The sequence below is a fragment of the Methylobacter psychrophilus genome, assembly GCF_025583945.1.
In the GTDB taxonomy this organism is placed as follows: Bacteria; Pseudomonadota; Gammaproteobacteria; order Methylococcales; family Methylomonadaceae; genus Methylobacter_C; species Methylobacter_C psychrophilus.
On the sequence record NZ_JAOEGU010000019.1, the window covers coordinates 39,816 to 58,881 of the forward strand.

The 19,066-nt window shown below is 42.4% G+C and carries 20 protein-coding genes; 3 read left to right on the top strand and 17 right to left on the bottom strand.

Annotation, left to right across the window (positions count from 1 at the left end; all coding sequences use genetic code 11):
- Positions 1 to 77 precede the first annotated feature (77 nt).
- The 17 genes from N7974_RS10810 to N7974_RS20675 form a co-directional block, all read right to left on the bottom strand.
- A complete protein-coding gene (locus tag N7974_RS10810) occupies positions 78 to 2,147 on the bottom strand; it encodes a chemotaxis protein CheW (RefSeq protein ID WP_262965627.1) in 2,070 nt (689 codons plus the stop codon).
- Between the two features lie 19 nt (positions 2,148 to 2,166).
- Positions 2,167 to 2,529, bottom strand: a complete 363-nt coding sequence (locus tag N7974_RS10815) for a response regulator (protein WP_262965628.1) — start codon at positions 2,527 to 2,529, stop codon at positions 2,167 to 2,169.
- A 30-nt stretch (positions 2,530 to 2,559) separates the two neighbouring features.
- Positions 2,560 to 3,075, bottom strand: coding sequence for a hypothetical protein (locus N7974_RS10820; protein ID WP_262965629.1), 516 nt, complete (start codon positions 3,073 to 3,075; stop codon positions 2,560 to 2,562).
- Positions 3,072 to 3,470 (bottom strand): chemotaxis response regulator CheY, encoded by a 399-nt coding sequence (gene cheY, locus N7974_RS10825; protein WP_449566807.1) that lies wholly within the window; start codon positions 3,468 to 3,470, stop codon positions 3,072 to 3,074. Before cheY ends, N7974_RS10820 begins: the two co-directional genes overlap by 4 nt.
- Positions 3,471 to 3,485: 15 nt before the next feature.
- Positions 3,486 to 4,604 carry a protein-glutamate methylesterase/protein-glutamine glutaminase gene (locus N7974_RS10830; RefSeq protein WP_317451599.1) on the bottom strand — a complete coding sequence of 373 codons (1,119 nt, stop codon included), beginning with the start codon at positions 4,602 to 4,604 and terminating at the stop codon, positions 3,486 to 3,488.
- A 4-nt stretch (positions 4,605 to 4,608) separates the two neighbouring features.
- Positions 4,609 to 5,136, bottom strand: coding sequence for a chemotaxis protein CheW (locus N7974_RS10835; RefSeq protein WP_262965630.1), 528 nt, complete (start codon positions 5,134 to 5,136; stop codon positions 4,609 to 4,611).
- Positions 5,137 to 5,942: 806 nt separating this feature from the next.
- Positions 5,943 to 6,638, bottom strand: a complete 696-nt coding sequence (locus tag N7974_RS10840) for a protein phosphatase CheZ (RefSeq protein WP_262965631.1) — start codon at positions 6,636 to 6,638, stop codon at positions 5,943 to 5,945.
- A 513-nt stretch (positions 6,639 to 7,151) separates the two neighbouring features.
- Complete coding sequence (gene motB, locus N7974_RS10845) at positions 7,152 to 8,045, bottom strand: flagellar motor protein MotB (RefSeq protein ID WP_262965632.1); 894 nt, start codon at positions 8,043 to 8,045, stop codon at positions 7,152 to 7,154.
- A 2-nt stretch (positions 8,046 to 8,047) separates the two neighbouring features.
- Entirely contained in the window at positions 8,048 to 8,908 is an 861-nt protein-coding gene (motA, locus tag N7974_RS10850; protein WP_262965633.1) for a flagellar motor stator protein MotA, read from the bottom strand.
- Between the two features lie 3 nt (positions 8,909 to 8,911).
- Positions 8,912 to 9,346, bottom strand: a complete 435-nt coding sequence (locus N7974_RS10855; protein WP_262965634.1) for a CBS domain-containing protein — start codon at positions 9,344 to 9,346, stop codon at positions 8,912 to 8,914.
- 2 nt (positions 9,347 to 9,348) lie between these two features.
- Positions 9,349 to 10,155: an SAM-dependent methyltransferase gene (locus tag N7974_RS10860; protein ID WP_262965635.1), complete on the bottom strand. Its 807-nt coding sequence runs from the start codon at positions 10,153 to 10,155 to the stop codon at positions 9,349 to 9,351.
- Positions 10,156 to 10,168: 13 nt separating this feature from the next.
- Positions 10,169 to 10,723, bottom strand: coding sequence for a flagellar transcriptional regulator FlhC (gene flhC, locus N7974_RS10865; RefSeq protein WP_262965636.1), 555 nt, complete (start codon positions 10,721 to 10,723; stop codon positions 10,169 to 10,171).
- 76 nt (positions 10,724 to 10,799) lie between these two features.
- Positions 10,800 to 11,117, bottom strand: coding sequence for a flagellar transcriptional regulator FlhD (gene flhD / locus N7974_RS10870; protein WP_262965637.1), 318 nt, complete (start codon positions 11,115 to 11,117; stop codon positions 10,800 to 10,802).
- Positions 11,118 to 11,889: 772 nt separating this feature from the next.
- Positions 11,890 to 12,552: a response regulator transcription factor gene (locus tag N7974_RS10875; protein WP_317451603.1), complete on the bottom strand. Its 663-nt coding sequence runs from the start codon at positions 12,550 to 12,552 to the stop codon at positions 11,890 to 11,892.
- A gap of 139 nt (positions 12,553 to 12,691) precedes the next feature.
- On the bottom strand, positions 12,692 to 13,309 hold the full coding sequence (gene cheD / locus N7974_RS10880; protein ID WP_262965638.1) for a chemoreceptor glutamine deamidase CheD: 618 nt from the start codon (positions 13,307 to 13,309) through the stop codon (positions 12,692 to 12,694).
- Positions 13,306 to 14,175 (bottom strand): CheR family methyltransferase, encoded by an 870-nt coding sequence (locus tag N7974_RS10885; RefSeq protein WP_262965639.1) that lies wholly within the window; start codon positions 14,173 to 14,175, stop codon positions 13,306 to 13,308. Before N7974_RS10885 ends, cheD begins: the two co-directional genes overlap by 4 nt.
- A 143-nt stretch (positions 14,176 to 14,318) precedes the next feature.
- On the bottom strand, positions 14,319 to 16,697 hold the full coding sequence (locus N7974_RS20675) for a methyl-accepting chemotaxis protein (protein ID WP_317451600.1): 2,379 nt from the start codon (positions 16,695 to 16,697) through the stop codon (positions 14,319 to 14,321).
- Positions 16,698 to 17,421: 724 nt separating this feature from the next.
- On the opposite strand from N7974_RS20675, the gene N7974_RS10900 reads away from it, so the two are divergent.
- From N7974_RS10900 to N7974_RS10910, 3 genes are read left to right on the top strand one after another with little or no spacing between them, the layout of a single operon-like run.
- Positions 17,422 to 17,760 carry a flagellar protein FliT gene (locus N7974_RS10900; protein WP_262965640.1) on the top strand — a complete coding sequence of 113 codons (339 nt, stop codon included), beginning with the start codon at positions 17,422 to 17,424 and terminating at the stop codon, positions 17,758 to 17,760.
- A gap of 5 nt (positions 17,761 to 17,765) precedes the next feature.
- A complete protein-coding gene (gene fliK / locus N7974_RS10905) occupies positions 17,766 to 18,752 on the top strand; it encodes a flagellar hook-length control protein FliK (protein WP_262965641.1) in 987 nt (328 codons plus the stop codon).
- Positions 18,742 to 19,029 (top strand): EscU/YscU/HrcU family type III secretion system export apparatus switch protein, encoded by a 288-nt coding sequence (locus N7974_RS10910; protein ID WP_243219646.1) that lies wholly within the window; start codon positions 18,742 to 18,744, stop codon positions 19,027 to 19,029. Before fliK ends, N7974_RS10910 begins: the two co-directional genes overlap by 11 nt.
- Positions 19,030 to 19,066: the final 37 nt, after the last annotated feature.

A 19,066-nucleotide genomic window follows, 5' to 3' on the forward strand; every position in this document is an offset into this window, starting at 1 on the left:
GCTGGCTACGTAACGATTACGGCGTCAATGAACAAAAAGACCAACAAGTCGCGGATATATTATTCGCAAGAAATCGCCTAAGAGCCTGTCTTTGTATGATGTTCCCGTAGCAACCCGTTAACGTCGATGATCAAGGATACGCTCCCATCTGCCATGATAGTCGCACCTGAAATATTGGATACCTTACGATAATTTGATTCGATATTCTTGACAACAACTTGTTGCTGACCAACCAACTCATCAACGAGCAGAGCGGCTTTCCGACCATCAGCAGTAATAACCACCAACATACCGGTTACAGGATGTCGATGAATAGGCTCAATGGTAAAAACTTTAAAAACAGGAATAATGGGGAGATATTCGCCCCGAATATAAACCACCGACCCCTGACCACTAATCTCCTTAACATTAGTCGCGACAGGCTGAAAAGATTCAACAATATTGCTCAATGGCAGAATATAGGTTTCCTCCCCTACCTTAACGGACATGCCATCAAGAATCGCCAAAGTTAAGGGCAACGAAACAGTTGTAGTGGTTCCGAGACCCTCTACCGAGTGGATACTAATGGTTCCACCAAGGCTGGTGATGTTACGATTAACTACGTCCATACCAACGCCTCGCCCGGAAACGTCGGTAACGGTTTCTGCGGTTGAAAAGCCCGGGGCAAAAATCAGTTTCCAGATGTCTTCGTCAGTCATATCATCGTCTACTGGAAGACCTTGTTCGCCGGCTTTCTGAAGAATTCTTCGACGATTTAAACCAGCACCATCATCAATCACTTTGATTACCACATGACCACCTTGATGCGCAGCAGATAAACTCAAACACCCCATTTTTTGCTTGCCGGATTCCGCGCGAATATCCGGACTTTCAATGCCGTGATCAATACTGTTTCTGATCAAGTGAGTTAGTGGATCGACTATTTTTTCAATCAATCCTTTATCCAGTTCAATGCTATTGCCTTTCGTTTCCAGAGTAATTTGTTTGCCAAGCTTACCTGAAAGCTCACGAACCATACGAGGAAATCTCGAAAAAACGACGTCCATTGGCATCATTCGCATGGACATTGCCGACTCCTGCAAGCTGCGGCTATTCTGGCCGAGCTGGGCAATACCATTCAACAACATTTCATACTGCGCAGGATCAAGGCCCTCTGCGCGTTTTGTAATCATGGCATGGGCAATGACCAGTTCGCCAACCAAATTTATTAGTTGGTCTACTTTTTCAATACTTACCCGAACGGTAGAGGATTCTGCAACCGCAGTCACCGTATCAGCCTTGACCGAAATTTTCTTGACTGGCAACTTATCTGGAGTTGGCAGAGATACGTCAGGTGAGACTACTATTTCGTCCTGTATCGGCTCGACAAATAGTGATGGTGAATCAAAAAATCCAAAACCGGAATCTTCTGGTTCCTCTGATTGAATGACAATATGCGCACTCTTACTCAGAGCACTATCACCGCTAATTTCACTAACATGAACATCATCCGGATCAAGAATAAAAGAACATAAAGCAAGAATCTCCAAACTACCATCGTTAGTCCACAGATCCAAAATAGTTTTCTCAGGGTTTGATGAACTAACAGTTAGCTCTCCAAGCAACGATAACTCATCAATTAAAGCTTCGACATCTATCTGGGACATAGCCGGCAAGTCAATTTGGAATCGCCGTGCATAAGTACAACCTGAGTCTGCAACGACCAAATTCTTTTCGTTATGTAGATCCGGTACCTGATGAGCTGATGACAAAGCTGACTCGTCAATCATGGCCTCAACAACCATTGCTCTCACTTCGGCTACTTTTTCCTTATCGACGGGCGCATTAAGCCTTAGTCCGTCAATCTGCATTTTCAGTACATCCCGTGATTGCAGTAAAATCTCTTGATGCCTTGACGTAAATTTAAGTTCGCCATGACGAATTTTGTCTAGCATCGATTCAAGCTCATGCGTGATATCGATTAAATCAGAGAAGCCAAAAGTAGCAGCTCCCCCCTTGATTGAATGTGCGATCCGAAAAATACTGTTAATATCTTCGGAATCCGGAATCTCAACATCCACGGTGAGAACCAGTCTCTCCAAATCGTCCAGTAATTCTTCGACTTCATCGAAAAATATTTGGGAAAACTGACTAATATCCATGCTCATACGAATGCTTCCTTAGTGCTTAGCTAATAACTTTTTTGACGACTGCGATCAATTTTTCCGGATCAAAGGGCTTCACCAGCCAACCAGTCGCTTTCGCGGCACGACCTTTCGCTTTCATCTCATCACTTGATTCGGTTGTCAACATCAAAATCGGTATCTTTTGATAAGCCGTTTGTGTGCGCAAACTTTCAATAAAGGCCAACCCATCCATGCGCGGCATATTTTGATCAGTCAATATCAAATCAAATTGTTGACCTTGGGTGATTTCCAGAGCCTCCACTCCATCTGCCGCCTCACTGACTTGATAGCCGGCAGAAGTAAGACAAAAAGCGACCATTTGTCTCAACGAACGCGAATCGTCAACAACAAGTATAGTTTTCATTGTATGTATTCCTGGTTATTATTGTAAAGGTCAGAACAATTCAACATCGCCACTTCCCATATGTTCTTGCCGCAGAGATTTACTCAACGTAAGCTGCAATTTTACGCTAAGCGCTGTCAGCGTTTCATCAGCTTTTCGCAGAGATATCGAAATATCTTCAGCTTGATCATGACCACTAACCATTGTTTTTTTGTAATCCATGACAACCAACATCTCACGCAAACCATCGAACCGGGCATTAACACGTTGAAGCAACTGATCGGTTAAATCATGAAATTGCAACCCGATAATTGCTTGATGGAGATGTGCTGTCAGTCTATCCTGGCCTGCATCATTGACCGTCGCCTCTGCCAGTCTGTGTTGCTTCGCCAGTTCATCTTGAATACCATAAAAACTGCGTTCAAGTTTGATGATTGCTTCATTTAGAATAAGACGTGTCTGGCATACATCGTCTACAGCCTCCAAAAGATGAGAATCAATTATGTCCGACAACTTGGAAAGTAGAACAACCGTTGCTGATTCAATGCGGTCGTCCATGGTCTTCATAAAGGTTTATTCTGTTTTTCAAGAATCTTGCTGATTTTTTCATCCAGTGTCGCAGCGGTAAAAGGCTTTACTATATAACCACTCGCACCCGCTTTGGCTGCCGCAACGATGTTCTCTTTCTTGGCTTCTGCTGTCACCATTAGCATAGGTATCTTACATAGAGAGGGGGCCTCACGCACAGCCTGCAATAACTGTAAACCATCCATACCCGGCATGTTCCAGTCGGAAACGATAAAATCGAATGAATCCCGATTTAACTGGGTAAGAGCGCTATTACCATCTTCGGCTTCAGTAACATTGGTATAACCTAGCTCTTTCAATAAATTACGAATAATTCGACGCATGGTAGAAAAATCATCCACCACCAAAAAACGCATCTTACTTAACTCAGACATACTCACTCCGAAAATTTAATCTTTAATGTTGGTGATCGTAGGCTGTGCCAGCGGCATCAATCCCTCACGTATGCTCACCGCATGCTTGCCAAAATGATCTATTACTATGCCGGCCAATCTTGATAATGGAGCCACTTCGTGTACCGCACCAATCTCAATTGCTTCCTTGGGCATACCAAAAACCACACAAGAGTTTTCATCCTGGGCATAGTTGTATGCACCTGCTTTTTTCATTTCCAATAACCCCAAGGCCCCATCTTTTCCCATCCCTGTTAAAATTACGCCCACGGCATTCTTCCCGGCATGTAGAGCTGCCGAGCGAAACAGAACATCCACTGAAGGACGATGTCGATTTACCGGCGGCCCTTGATCCAGGCGGGTAATGTAATTGGCACCACTACGAGCCAGTAGCATGTGGGAATGTCCGGGGGCAATATAAGCGTGCCCGGGCAAAATCCTTTCACCCCCCATTGCTTCCATAACACTAATTTTACACAGGCCATCAAGTCGATGAGCAAAAGATCGGGTAAAACCTTCCGGCATGTGTTGGGTAATGAGAATGCCCGGACAATCGACAGGCATTTGTAACAGGAATGTCTTAATGGCTTCTGTACCTCCCGTTGATGCACCGACAATAATCAATTTCTCGGTACTGAGAAACCGGTTACCAACAAGAGGCAATGGCTCATACTGAAGAGATCTTTTCACCATATTGGTACGAAAATTCATGTTCATACCCGCTTGAAAAGCAATCCGTATTTTATCGGCTAACAGCTGTGTGTATTCGAGCATTCCGGCTTTAATGCTCAACTTAGGTTTTGTCACATAATCAACGGCACCTAATTCAAGCGCACGCAGAGTGATTTCAGATCCTCTGTCAGTTAGCGAGGACACCATCACTACTGGCATCGGCCTTAAGCGCATGAGTTTTTCCAGGAAATCAAGCCCATCCATCCGAGGCATCTCAACATCAAGAGTTAGCACATCAGGATTAGTCTGCTTGATCAAATCCCTTGCAATCAAAGGATCTGATGCAGTACCTACAACCTCCATATCAGATTGGCTTTGGATCATCTCGGTCAATACGCAACGAATTAACGCCGAGTCATCGACGATGAGGACTTTAATGGTCATTATTTTAGTTAACAGAAGAATCGTTGACAGATTCAACCAAGCCCATTTCGTCGCTCGACATCAACTTATCAATATCTATCAGGATAAGCATACGATCATCTATAGTACCTAAACCAATGAGGTAATCGGTGTTAAATGCTGCACGCATTTCCGGGGGCGGCTTGATTTGATTATTGTTGAGCATAATGACGTCAGACACACCATCCACTACGACACCCATTATTCGACCGGTAATGTTGAGTATAATAACCACAGTAAACTCGTTGTAAACAGGTGTCCCCAGATTGAATTTGATACGCATATCCAGTATAGGAATAATAATTCCGCGCAAATTAATAACTCCTTTGATGAATTCAGGCGCATTGGCGATTCGTGTCACCGCCTCGTAACCACGAATCTCTTGAACCTTCAAAATATCAATAGCATATTCTTCCTGCCCCAAGGTAAAAGACAAAAACTCCTTCCCTATAGATTCTCTGTCACCGATTGAGGAAAGCCCATAACTGGGTGTTGATTCAGTACTCTCAAACATAATATTTTCTCAATTTACAAACTTGACGATAAGTAGATTATTCAAAGTTATTTTTACTTGCAGAGCTCATGTTTGTATTAAGGTAATCCCTAAAAACTAGTACCTAGTACTCAGTCAGCGTTGATATGTCGGATAAAAGTAGCCCTGTAATAACGAAATTACTGACATGGCATCCGACATTATCAGATTGACTGAGTACTAGTCCGTTTTCTACAAGAAATTCATCTAACTGACCAATCTTTTTATTCCTGGATATTGCCTTAAACAAATCAGGACAACTAAACTAATCAGCCATCAGCGATTAGTAACAGTTCTACAAAGGGTAGATGACTTTCACTAATAAATTATCTAATTTAATTACTGAAACTCACTGTAATATATACCCTTCTACAATAATTTGACTGGTAATACAGCCTTATTTTAATAGTAATATTACAATGGGTAATATTAATGTAAAAAAAAGTCACATTATTTATCAGATCAAAAAAATCAGATATTTTTATAACTAGTTTCACTACGTAGATTTTCCAACCAGTATTTTTGCTTCTTCATAGCTGGCCTTATCGTTTTTCATTATTATGTCGTAAACAGACAGCTCTCTAGTCCGGATAGAGGACTTAATAAACCGCCCCCAACATACATATTCAAAAAACGACATTTATCATCCCTATATTTCTTATTACTATTTAATTATTCGCTGGTTTTTTAAAACTACTGGTAATAAATAATATGATCTATTTTTTAGTGTTGCCTTGAATCTGACTCATCAAATCCAGTGCATTAAAAACTATAAAATGTCTTGACTATTAAAAACCCAAATCTGCGAGCATACTGTCAACATCATCTTGATCCATTGCCAAATCAGGAGTGGACGGCCCGGCAAGCAAATCAACAGATTTGTTGGGTAAGGGCGTAACCGCATAATCTTGTAATAACTGAGTAAGCTCTTTTTCCAGCTTTTGCGTCAGTGTCACGACTTTTTTGATAATCTGTCCGGTAATATCCTGAAAATCCTGTGCCATCATAATTTCCATCAGACGTGCTTTTTCTGCTTCCGAATCTCTGGCTACGTTCCTGGTAAAATCACAAGAATCAAGTGCCAACAACTTCAACTCGGCAGTGGCGAACTCGCCAACGAGCATATCATTCCAACGCCGCTCCAAATTACCAGCCTTTATCATTTGCTCATCCTGGACAGGTAAGCCTTCGTCTACTGCATTTAATACCTTATTGGCAGACTGCTCAGTCAAGGATGCAATATATTCGAGCCGGTCTTGAGAATCACTGATGTCTCTTAGCGTAGCATCTAAAATTTGCCCATAGCCTAATTGTTGTAGCGCATCATGTAATTGGCGCACAACAGACCCCAAACGATCATATAAAGCATGATCTTCGACAGGAGCACTCAAAGCATCAGAAACAACTGTAGACGGAACTGCAATGTCCCATTCCGTCACAGCCTGTTCAAACAGATCATCAATATCTTCTAAATTATTACTCATAGGACACATCCCTCCTCTCTAGGGCAATAGTATTCGCCTATTTTAGTAGTTGAAGTAATGTATTAAAGAGGAAAGAACAGGGCAAAAACGACCTGATATTGATGATACCGACTGACTTGAAGCACTATGGATTCCAGAATAAATAACTGATATGACCCGGCAGGTCGTCGCAATCCCGTTTGCTACTAAGAGCACCGAAGCTTTTGACAGGATAAGCCATCAACAGCGTATGGCTCCAAAATAGGGCATAATGAAAAAACGCCACACACTGGCAGACCGCCCCTTTCGTAATCCTAAATATCGTGCAGGTATAAAGCACTTTATTAATACGCGGACTGGAAAAATATCAGAGCGAATTTAGTCTGGCAATAGTAGACTACAACTTCATTCGCGTACGGAATATCCCCGGTATTAACTGCTATTATTTATGCGGGCTAAAAGCGATGCTCTGAAGAACTATTTGTTTAAATACGAGAGACCCACCTTACGATATCATATGTAAGCATAGAGAAATTAATTCAATGGTGGTGCAATTTGCCGACGCCCCTCATTGATAGCGGACTGCTCAGCTCGTTTGTTTAAAAGAATAATGCTAATACGTCGATTGATAGGATTCAAGGGATCTTCCTCATCCAGCAAAACCGATGATGACAAGCCGATTACCCGCATTAACTTCGACTCATCCATTCCCCCTTCTACCAGTACCCGGCGCGCATCATGAGCACGATCGGATGATAGCTCCCAATTACTATAAATCTTACTTCCTTGGGCAAACGGTTTGGCATCGGTATGTCCGGATAGACTAATTTTGTTTGGCATACTATTAAGTGTTGGTGCCAACTCGCGAAGAATATCGCGTGCACGAGACTCTAATTCAGCACTGGAGAGAGCAAACATCGGTCGATTACTCTCATCGACAATCTGAATACGCAACCCCTCGGAAGAAATATCAATCAACAACTGTTTTCTGTAGGGTTGCAACTTGAGGTCGGATTCAATAAGCGTATCCAATTTACTTTTCATGCCATGCATTTTGATCATCTCCTCTCGTTCCAAGGCTTCACTAGCATTTTTTAAATTGAAGGTCTTGGAAGGTTCCGCAGGAGCAATATTATTCGCTTGCCCGGACTTTTTAGTCAGATCTTTACCACCACCATGAAGAATAATGGCGCTTTCCCCAAGGGTGCTATTACCTGACAAAGAAACTTTAAGCGGTGTCTTAAAATATTCAGCAATACCTCCGCGCGTAGAACCATCAACCGAACCGAGTAGCCACATTAACAAAAAAAACGCCATCATAGCTGTCACAAAATCAGCGTAAGCTATTTTCCAGGCACCACCATGACTACCACCATTAATTATTTTTTTACGCTTAACAATAATAGGACGTTGCGGAGTATCTGCCATAACTACTTGGCCTTTGACTGCCTGATTTCGTCATCGACTTCCGTAAATGAGGGACGCTCGGTGGAAAATAATACTTTACGACCAAATTCAATCGCCAATGCCGGTGGATAACCATTAAGACTGGCAATAAGGGTAACTTTGATGCAATGCATCGGCTTGGCAGATTCGTGTAATTTATGCTCAACAAGACCGGTTAATGGCGACACAAACCCATAGGCAAGCAAAATCCCCAAAAAAGTCCCTACTAAAGCATGGGCAATCAACATCCCTAACTCGGCAGGCGGCAAGCCAACCGATTCCATGGTGTGCACTACACCCATCACGGCTGCCACAATACCAAAAGCAGGCAAACCATCACCAATTTTCGCTATGCAATGCAAAGGAAATTCGCCTTCAGCATGATGAGTATCAATTTCGTTGTCCATCAGATTTTCAAGCTGAAAAGGATCTATGTTTCCGGATACCATTAAGCGTAAATAATCAGTTAAAAACTCCACCACATGATGATCAGCCATAATCAATGGATAATCAGTAAATAACGGACTTTCCTTGGGATTTTCAACATCCGCTTCAATGGACATCAGGCCATCGTTACGAATCTTGCTTAGCATCCGGTAAAGCAAAAGTAATAATTGAATATAAAGTTCACGTGTATGCTTGGAACCCTTGAACAAGGTAGGAATCACTTTGAGGGTTGCCTTAATCACTTTCATGTCATTACCGACCACAAAAGCCCCCAAAGCACCTCCACCAATCATCAATAGCTCTAATGGCTGAAACAGCGCTGCCACATGCCCCCCTGCCAAAGCGAAACCGCCAAACACAGAAGCCATCACAATAACATAGCCAATAATTACCGACACGTCTTACGCTCTCTTATTACTGACATTAGCCTCACAAATATTATAAAAATTGCCTATGACATCACTGGGGGTAATTATGCCAATCGGCATTTCAGCCAAATCGACAATCGGAATACAACTTACATGCAAGGTATTGAACAGCGAAATGGCCTCTTGAACTGTGGCTTGAAGATTTAATGATACCGGATTTCGTATCACAATCTGATGAACTCGCTGGTTAAGGCTAGCCAAATCCCGCGTCGTATAAATATGGGTATGAACATAAGGACTGATCGCACGCAAAAGATCACACTCACTCAGCACGCCAAATAACTTACCGTCTTCTATCACAACTAAATGATGAATGTTTTTGCTTGCAAAGATTTCTTCAACTTCTTGCAGGGTATCATCCAACAACACAGATAAAACCGGCGTACTCATAATTTCACTGACTTTCATTGTTAATCCGACAGTTGTTCCGGCATCAAAATAGAATTTGAACCCATACGCCAAACATACAATGCTGCCGCCCCAGTTTCATCCGTCGAATATGTCGGCATTATCAGCTGTCCAGGAATACCAAACTCATAACTTATCAGTAAAGTACCAGGCACCATTTCAAGACAAGCTTTCTCCCATAATGCCGACATGGCCGCAGGCGACAAATAAGCGAAAATAACACTGTAATTTTGCAAAGAATAATTTTGATAGTCACCGCGCACAAACACACAAGATATATGCCTAAAACGTGCGCGTAACCAACTGACCAACCAAGGCAATGGTGCCATCTCAATTCCGAATACCTTGCAGTCGGGACGCTGTGTTGCCAGATGCAGACACATTCCTCCCATACCGCTACCTAAATCCAGAAACTGCTGCCCGGGACCTTCCGGGACCAGTTTTTCCACCAGGCCATGAACTTTTGGATGTGATGGATAATAGGGCACACGAGTCAAAAAAATTGCCCCATAACTTAACACCAAGACTAGCAGCGCCCCCATAAAGACGATTGGCGGCCAGTTTAACTCTACTGTGTAGAATACAGCCGCAGGAAAAGCCGCATTAATAATCAACCACCAAGAGGGCAGAGAGAGGCACCAAGTCATTGCAATTGCAAGACTGACTTGCCACCATATCGGCATTTCTGGCGAAAAGTCGAGTCCTAACCAGTAAACGGTTTCGGTGGCAAAAATCTGACCTAATAACCAACTACATAACAGGATTAAAACAGATATCCATTGAGGTGACGCAGCGATAGTTTTGTTCATTTGAATTCGTTAATCAAGCCACTGAGATTATCCGGGTCGCAACCGCGACTTTACGTGTTTTCCCGGCCCGATTGGGCACATGACACAAACCACAAACAAAATGGTGCTGAGCGTACGGTTGAACGACAAATTCGCCGCCACAGATTTCACACTGAGTGACTGTCAACATGAAACTATTCAAAAATCGAATCAGAGTCCAAGCTCTCGTCAACGATAGAATAGGCTCTTCGCCCTCGTCTGGTGGGATTTGTTCAAGATAAAGCTTATAAGCCTTAATAATCCCCTGAATACCGCTCGCATCAGTATGCTCAACCAGTTGTCGGTATATACCTAAAAAAAGTGATGAGTGAATATTTGGCTTCCAGGTCAGGAACCAATCGACAGAAAAAGGCAACATACCCTTAGGTGGAGACTCCCCACGCAATTCTTTATACAGATTAATCAAGCGATCACGCGAAAGTGATATTTCAGACTCAAGCAGTTGCAACCGGGCACCGAACTGGATTAGCTCAACTGCAAGCTGGATTTCTTTCGATTCTTCAAGAACACTTTTGGGTTTCTTGGCCATCTCGATTTAACCTTCATACTCAGAAAAAATAGTAAAAGTGATCTTGATATCGGGTATTAAATTAACCATTGCATGATCAGCATATTGTTTCTACAGGCTGCCTGGCCAGCAAAATTGATGCATGTAAGTGCGCCATGGATTGCACTTTACTATCGTGAGTCAGCATACCAAGAATAGCCACATCGTCAAAGCGAAAACGGGTTAACATCATTGGTCCGCCAGCCAACTTCATAACTTGGGCGACGCTCAAATCTCCAAGTAAATCGGCAATCTCCCGACTGATACCCAAACGAAATACTGCTTCATCTTTATCCGTTCGGATAAAATGTTGAGCCAGCATCAGATAACTTAGATTGATGTCACGAATTTCCTGCACCATATTATTTGCACTCATACTATATCTCATTAGTTATGATGACCAGTAAACAAGTAATAGTCAGTCAACATGATATTGACTGATTCGCCAGCAATCGTAAATGAGCCTAGCGCTGTTAACTAATACAGATAAAAAGACATAAACTACAGGGTTTGTCTTACAAGCCAGGTTATTTAATAGTAAGATAACTTACAATAGATAGATAAATAGAGCAGTAACAGGCATTTCGGGTAAATATAATGTTTAATATTACAGCATGACAATATTATTAATAAGGCCTTTAAACGTAAAATTAATGGCATTATCCATAAAATACAAACCAAATCATTTTTTTATAAAAATTATCCAACTACTCACCAGATACTGGTTTCGTTTATATAGGTTTTCAGAAAGTAAACTTTGATTACACATCACTTTAAGCATCTACAGATAATAACCCGTAAGTCCTTGGACAATCTTATCGATTGGGATTAAAATTTATCTTAGAATCTATAGGACACGGATTAGACGGATTTTTTATTTCAGGAGTACGCACGGGCCAAACATACGAATCACCAAGGAACTCCTAAGCTCCAACAAGCGGTATATGGGCTTTAAAATGCTCAAGTTAACTAATAATTACAATTTCTTTAATTGAAAAAACAACTAAAGTGTATATACTCCATGCAGAGCATGATTAATACTTTTATGCGATGAAAAACTTCTTTTATCTATATCTATTCAGTCAAGTCCATCTGCGTTCTATTTTTAACTGCCAAGCATTAATCCAAGTTACTAAAACCACGACAGTTCACTCCCGCCTGTCCAATACCAGATTGTTATCGAATACATACCGCATAAGCTCGGCATTATTACGTAGCACCAACTTTTGCAAAATACGAGCCCGATACATACTGATGGTTTTAACTGATAAATGTAGTTTTTCGGCAATATCACCGACAGACATTCCACTGGCGATTAGTTGAATGGTCTGAAATTCGCGGGCAGAAAGAGCTTCGTGAGCATTTTCCTGCATGCCTGTCTGTACCCAACTAGCCAGTATCTGCGTCATTGAGGGAGTAATGTATTTATTTCCAGTAAGTATGCAATCAATCGCTGTTAGTAACTGGGCACCAGCAAATCGTTTGTTGAGATAGCCTGACGCACCTGCCTGAAAAGAGCGAATTCCATAGGTATTTTCGTCATGTGCTGTCAATATCAACACAGGGAGATTAGGAAATTCTTTTTTTACTTGTATCAGTATATCAAGACCATCACGATTATTTAGCATGATGCCAAGCACCAACAGATCAGGGGAATGCTTGCGGCACAACGCTAACGCCTCGCCACCCTCACCGGTTTCTGCCACAACTTGAAGATAATCTGTCTCGTTAACAAGATATTTTACGGCAAGGCGAATAATATCGTGATCGTCAACTACAATGATTTTGGCAGGATTGATAGGGGATTTAATAGTCTAACCTCATGTTTTTTTATGAGCATACTATACTATAACATCCTATTAATAGACCCAGCAATTCAACTCACCTGCTTTACTAATCAAAAAACAGGGCATAAAAACAGTTTCACCAAAATAACAGCTTACTTACAATTTAAGTAAATAACTCGACATCACCTTCCACTTTGGATTTTTTTAGCAACATCCGATAATCCTGTTCGCGGTTAAGAACCTCATTATTATGTAAACCGTAAAGCTTTTTGACCAGTACTTTGCCACTCTGGGGGAAATAGCATATCTTGCGCGGATATATATCCAGCAGATCCGTCGAAACGACAGGAATACCCTCTGTTTTAAGATAATCCAAAGCAAATGTTGCATTACGTTCACCAATATTAATTGTTTTCATATGCTTAATAACGGCACCTCCGCCAAATAACTTGGCTTCCAGATTCTGCCGTTTGGCGCCCATTTTAAGCAGTTGATTTATTAACATCTCCATGGCATAAGAACCATAGCGGGCCGAACTTGAACCCCACCCACCCTGTTCTTGAACATTTTCCGGTAACATAAAATGGTTTATACCGCCGACCCCATTAAGAGGATCACGAATACACGCAGCGACACAGGACCCCAAAGTAGTGACCAACATCATATGACCTGGAGTCGCGTAATATCCACCCGGTAAAATCCTCGCTGCATCAATATCAAAAGTAGTGTCAAAGTACAACTTGGGCGCAATATTTTCCTCATACCAATGAGAGCTCATCATTTAGAAACACTCAAATGAAGCGCCTCATTGGCGATATTATAAACGGTATTACCTTGCAAGGAGAACAGCTCCTGCGCCTGATGAAAGCTTTCCGAATGCCCGGCAAAAAATAGTGCATCACGACGCATAACAGGCACAATTTTTTGCAAAACCTTATGTTGGGTCGGCTTATCAAAATAGATCATCACATTACGGCAAAAAACAGCATCAAACGGACCATGAATCGGCCAATTTTTATCCAGCAAGTTAAGTTGCTGAAAACTAATCATATCGCGCAATTCCTGACGAACCTGCACACAACCTGCATTCCTACCTGTCCCTTTAAGAAAAAATCGCTGCAGAATATTCGCTGGCAGATTCTCAACGCGCTCTATAGGATAGATACCAGCCATAGCCGTTTTCAGCACCTGTGTATCGAGGTCGGTGGCCAAGATACGCACCGGCGGTGTGTAACTACCAAACACCTCCACCATAGTCATCGCCATAGTGTAAGCCTCTTCACCGGTAGATGCTGCACAACACCATAATTTAATGGGATGATCATGCCCGATACTGTGAACATGCTCGGCAAGAATAGGGAAGTGATGCTTCTCACGAAAAAATGCAGTCAGATTAGTTGTTAGTACGTTAACAAAAGCCTGCCACTCTAGCTCATCACCGGCTTTGAGAAAATCCAGGTAATCACAAAAACGAATAAAGCCGTTAGCACGAAGTCGTCGCCCTACCCGACTGTACACCATAGCCTTTTTGGTATTGGACAGACTGATTCCTGCATGTGCGTATATAAGCTGCCTGATATCCTGAAAATCTGTTTCAGTAAACTGAAAATCACGTCCCAGCCCATCCAAATTCGGAGTTAGTGCCATATATCATTGCCAAGCAACATAAATATTGTCATTTATACGTTCCATAAGAGAGCGATCACCTTAAGACAGGACAGACCTGACAAATTTTATAAACCTGTCAGGTCTAACTCCGATATTTTTATCCCGGCTAAAGTAAATAGGCTTTAGAATTCCTCCCAGTCGTTGGCATCAGCAGTATGCACCAACTTGGATTTACTACGTGCCATCTTGATAGGGGTGGTTTTGCCGGGATGTTGAGCTACCTGACGAGTTACTTTTTCTTTTACTGCTGGCAATGAACTGGTTTTAGTAAGCGTAAACTCACCGACTATTTTCATCAGAACTTGCGCCTCTTGTGCCATTGATGCAGCAGCAGCAGCAGATTCTTCCACCAATGACGCATTTTGTTGAGTAACACTATCCATCTGCATGATGGCCTGATTGACCTGATCAATACCAACACTCTGCTCAGAGGACGCCGCACTAATTTCGTTGGTAATATCGGTAACATGCCTAACTGAAGAGATTATTTCCGTCATCGTAGCACCAACCTCGGACACCAGTTTTGAACCACTTTCGACTTTTTTAACCGAGTCGAAAATAAGCAACTTTATTTCCTTGGCAGCATCGGCGCTTTTGTGCGCCAGCGAGCGAACCTCACTAGCTACTACCGCAAAACCACGCCCCTGCTCACCTGCCCGAGCCGCTTCCACCGCAGCATTGAGCGCCAAAATATTAATTTGAAAAGCAATACTATCCATGACGGAGATAATATCGACAATCTTGTTGGAGGATTCATTAATGAAGGCCATGGTTTGAACCATTTCATTCACCACTACGCCACCTTTTTCCGCTACATCAAAAGTCGCCGAGGCCAACTGATTAGCCTGCTTGGAGTTTTCGGCATTATTTTTAACGGCTGCAGCAAACTGCTCCATACTGGCAGCGGTTTCTTCCAGTGAGGAAGCCTGCTCTTCAGTACGTTGAGAAAGATCAGTATTACCTTCGGCAATCTGACTGCTGGCAGAAGCGATCGCTTCTGCCGCCCAAGTAATTTGTTCTATGAGTTTATGCAGATTGTCGACAGTATTATTGGCATTTCGACCCAAGGCTATAAATGAACCTGTATCATCATCATTATCATCCACTCTCTGTGTTAAATCGCCCTTCTCAATACTGGAAAATATTCGACCAAATTCGTTCATCCAGGCATCAACAACCTCAACAACCGTGTTAAATCCAACACTTGATTTCTTGAAGAAGCCGTGCTGCCCCGAATGATTGATTCGCTTGGTTAAGTCACCTTCAATTACCTTGCTGATCATATCAGACAACTCAACCTCTGAGGCATTCTGTGTCGTGCGATCATGCCATTCGGCAACCGTACCCAAGCGTTCATTGTTGGCACCGAAAATAGCAGTAGCGATGATTTTTACATGATCTTTACCCAGTGTAAATTCGCCTTCAACCGTATCGGTAAGCTTACCCAGCATAGCGGCCTGATGTGCAGGGTCTTTATGGAAATCATCAATATTCATACCTATTACACGATCAGCATTAAACTGCGGCATCTGCTCACGTATGTTAGCTTCTACATGATGTAAGTAAGAAATAGCTCGCGCATTAAGATAAGTAACAATACGCTCATTATTGACAATAATTATCCCAAGTGAGGTTTTATCCAATGCCAACTTGATACGCAGACTCTCTTCGCTGAAGCGATTGATCTCAGCCTGACTGGATTTTAGTGCCGTTGCTATCTTGCTAAACTCATCGGAGCCTTCCACATTAATAACGTGATTAAATTCACCACGCTCCATTGCCTCACAGGTATTAAGAACGCCTGTTAACGAATGACTGTAGCCACGGATAATGAATTGTCCGAGCCAACCCATGATAAGTAATACGCCAACCATAAAAACAGCAAAAGTAATTCGCAACGTTTCAAAGCGACTTGCAGCCGCCATGTTTTTGCTTTGTGCGCTAGCAAACTGAAAATCTATCAACTTATCGACATTGGCATTGGCGGCAACAAATAGCTCAAGCGCAACCAGGGCATGTCCTTTCGTATCCTGATAATTTAGTGCTTTCAATGCAGTAATAATTGGCTTCACTGCCTCCTCAACATATTGCCTACGAGCATCAGCAAAGTCTTTGGCCAACTGATTTTCTTGCGTATCGGCGATATTCGTAAAGTTGCTGCTCCACAAGGTATTAATGGCTTCCATATTACTGTTAATAGTAGCCGCAGATTTGCGAGCAGACTCTGGATCCAAGGCAAGCTCGGGCTTGACACCCAAACCTGATATAACTAAAACATTGGATAGAGCCACACGAAATTGGGTGCGGTTATCCAGCATTAAAAATTTTATTTTATTAAGCGTATCAACGCTTTTCATGTTCTCTGAATAAAGACGAGACATGGTATCTCTGGACTTATCCAGTTCGTAAAGTGCACTGCTACCGACCAGTACTATAATCGTTAACGAGAGACTTATCATTAAAGCCAGGTATTTACCAAATTTAGATTGCAGTATCAGCATATAACGCACCTTATGCGAAAAAAGGGGGAACAGGGAGTTTGTAAAGAAGCTATTAATAATATCCCCACACTTGCCTGAATTTCGCAAATATGGAAGGCATCAAGAACATCATTACAATTTTTTTTGGTATCTTAACCTTGTTGCGTAAAATCAAAACGCTGAATAACAGGCATTTTTATTGCCTCCTAGTCGCTAAAACCTGATCGATACTTCATAAAAGCACCCTTCATACTCATCATGTTTGATGAATCGCTTTTCAAAAAGGGAAATTAATAGATGACTTTAACAGCCAATGCTGCAGAAATGTCTATACTCATAATGTTGACATATAAAATTTAGCAGTAACATTATAAAGATGATGTCATTTAAGATATCTACCCATGTCGGCGCGTAATGGATCGGCAGCACCAATAATACGGCGTATCAAATTTCCTGACTGTCTCTGGGCGACGTTACCGAAACAGATCGTGAAGAACTAAAGCTGACGATTGAGCGGGGTAGTCCCGGCTACGGTGGCAATATCAATTACACGCAGGGTTTTGCCTATTAGCTCAATCAATTGGCAAGCACTTTTTTGAGTAATAATGACCTGTAAAAGCGTAAATTAATAACATTAATCACTCACTTAAAAATCAGACACCGATAACCAAGATGAAATCAACAGTTATTTTTTTGACTAAGCCACTAGCCTCTTGGCAAAAACAGCCTAGGACACACTTCAATTATGCTAAATAACTTACAAACTATCACCGTTTACGAGCATGTGCGAACCATTACCGGGCAAATGCTTGAAGCTGCACATATCCGTGACTGGGAACAAATGATTACACTGGAATCACGCTGCACTCAATATGTTAACCTTCTTAAAACAGAAGGTTCTGTGGAACCTCTAAGTGGCGATTTACGCAAGAAAAAAGTACAACTTATTCAAGATATTATGAAAAATGATCGGGCGATACGCGACATTACTCACCCTTGGATGAATGAGCTGTCGACACTGATTAACACCATCGGAACCCAGCACAAGCTTGAACTTTCCTGTGCGGCCAACAATAACTTCTAACGACCATGATACCCCCCAAAGTTGACTTGGCCAGTAATTCACCTATCTCGGCAGTCAGTTCTTTAAGACCATCAGAAACTATAGCCGATCCGCGCCAAGACGGTATTTTTAAACTGGACCAGATCTCGATTGGAAAAACCCTGCAAGGACAAGTGCTGGCAAAACTAACTGATGGCAACTCCTTAATAAGAATACAAAATAATACGCAACAACCTGCAGCGAATACTGACATAAAGATGCTTTTACCGAAGGGCTTTCAGGTTGGTGACGCAGTGCAATTAACGGTACTGTCGAGTGGACAGCGACCGACCTTTACGGTGAACTTGCTGACATCGGCCGACACTGTTACATTAAGTAATGCCGCTCAATTAATTGACAAGGCGCTTAATAACAACCTGCAAGAGCAAAGTACGCCACTGATAACAGGGAAATCGCCATTGTTTGACTCAGCCAATATGGACCCTGCTGCAGTGGCAGCGCAACTACACAAATCGGTTGACAATAGCGGTGTGTTTTACGAAGCTCATTTGCGTCAATGGGCTGAGGGCAAGCGTAGTTTGGCGCAGATTCATCAAGAGCCACAAAATCTTCCTGATCCGGCAAAAACTACTGCTAGCACCACAGATCAACCAACCCATTGGCTACCTTTTCAACTCGACACCCTTGAGAACCGGCGTATTGCCTGGCAGGGAGAACTGTGGCCAGGTCAAACACTCCAATGGGAAATAAGTAAAGATCCCGACCACCAGACTGCGATGCCGGAAGCCAGTCAAGATTCAACCTGGCAAACTGTAGTGCGCTTTCAACTGGCCAAACTGGGACAAATTAATGCGACTATTCGCCTGCAAGGAGAGCATGTGCAAGTACAAGTCAATGTGCAGAATGAAGCGACCACAGATTCACTAAAGCATGCGATCGGGCAACTAATATTGGCACTGACCGCATCAGGCACCGCTTTGGACAATATCACCATACAAAATAATGAAGCCTAACAAACCTAAATCGTTGCGGAATGCAGTTGCTCTAACCTACCAACCTGGTGGCGGCGCACCAAAAGTTGTGGCATCTGGCAAGGGCATGATTGCCGAGCAAATTATTAATCTGGCCAAAGAAAATGGCGTTCACGTTCATGAATCCCGTGAATTGGTGGCACTGTTGATGGATGTAGAACTTGATCAGGAAATCCCACCTACCCTTTATAGGGTAGTAGCAGAATTGCTGGCCTGGCTATACAAAATTGAGGCTGCGTTACCGCCAAGTCAAAAATAAGCTTACGTATTTTCTGTTAAAAAATTAACACAACTTA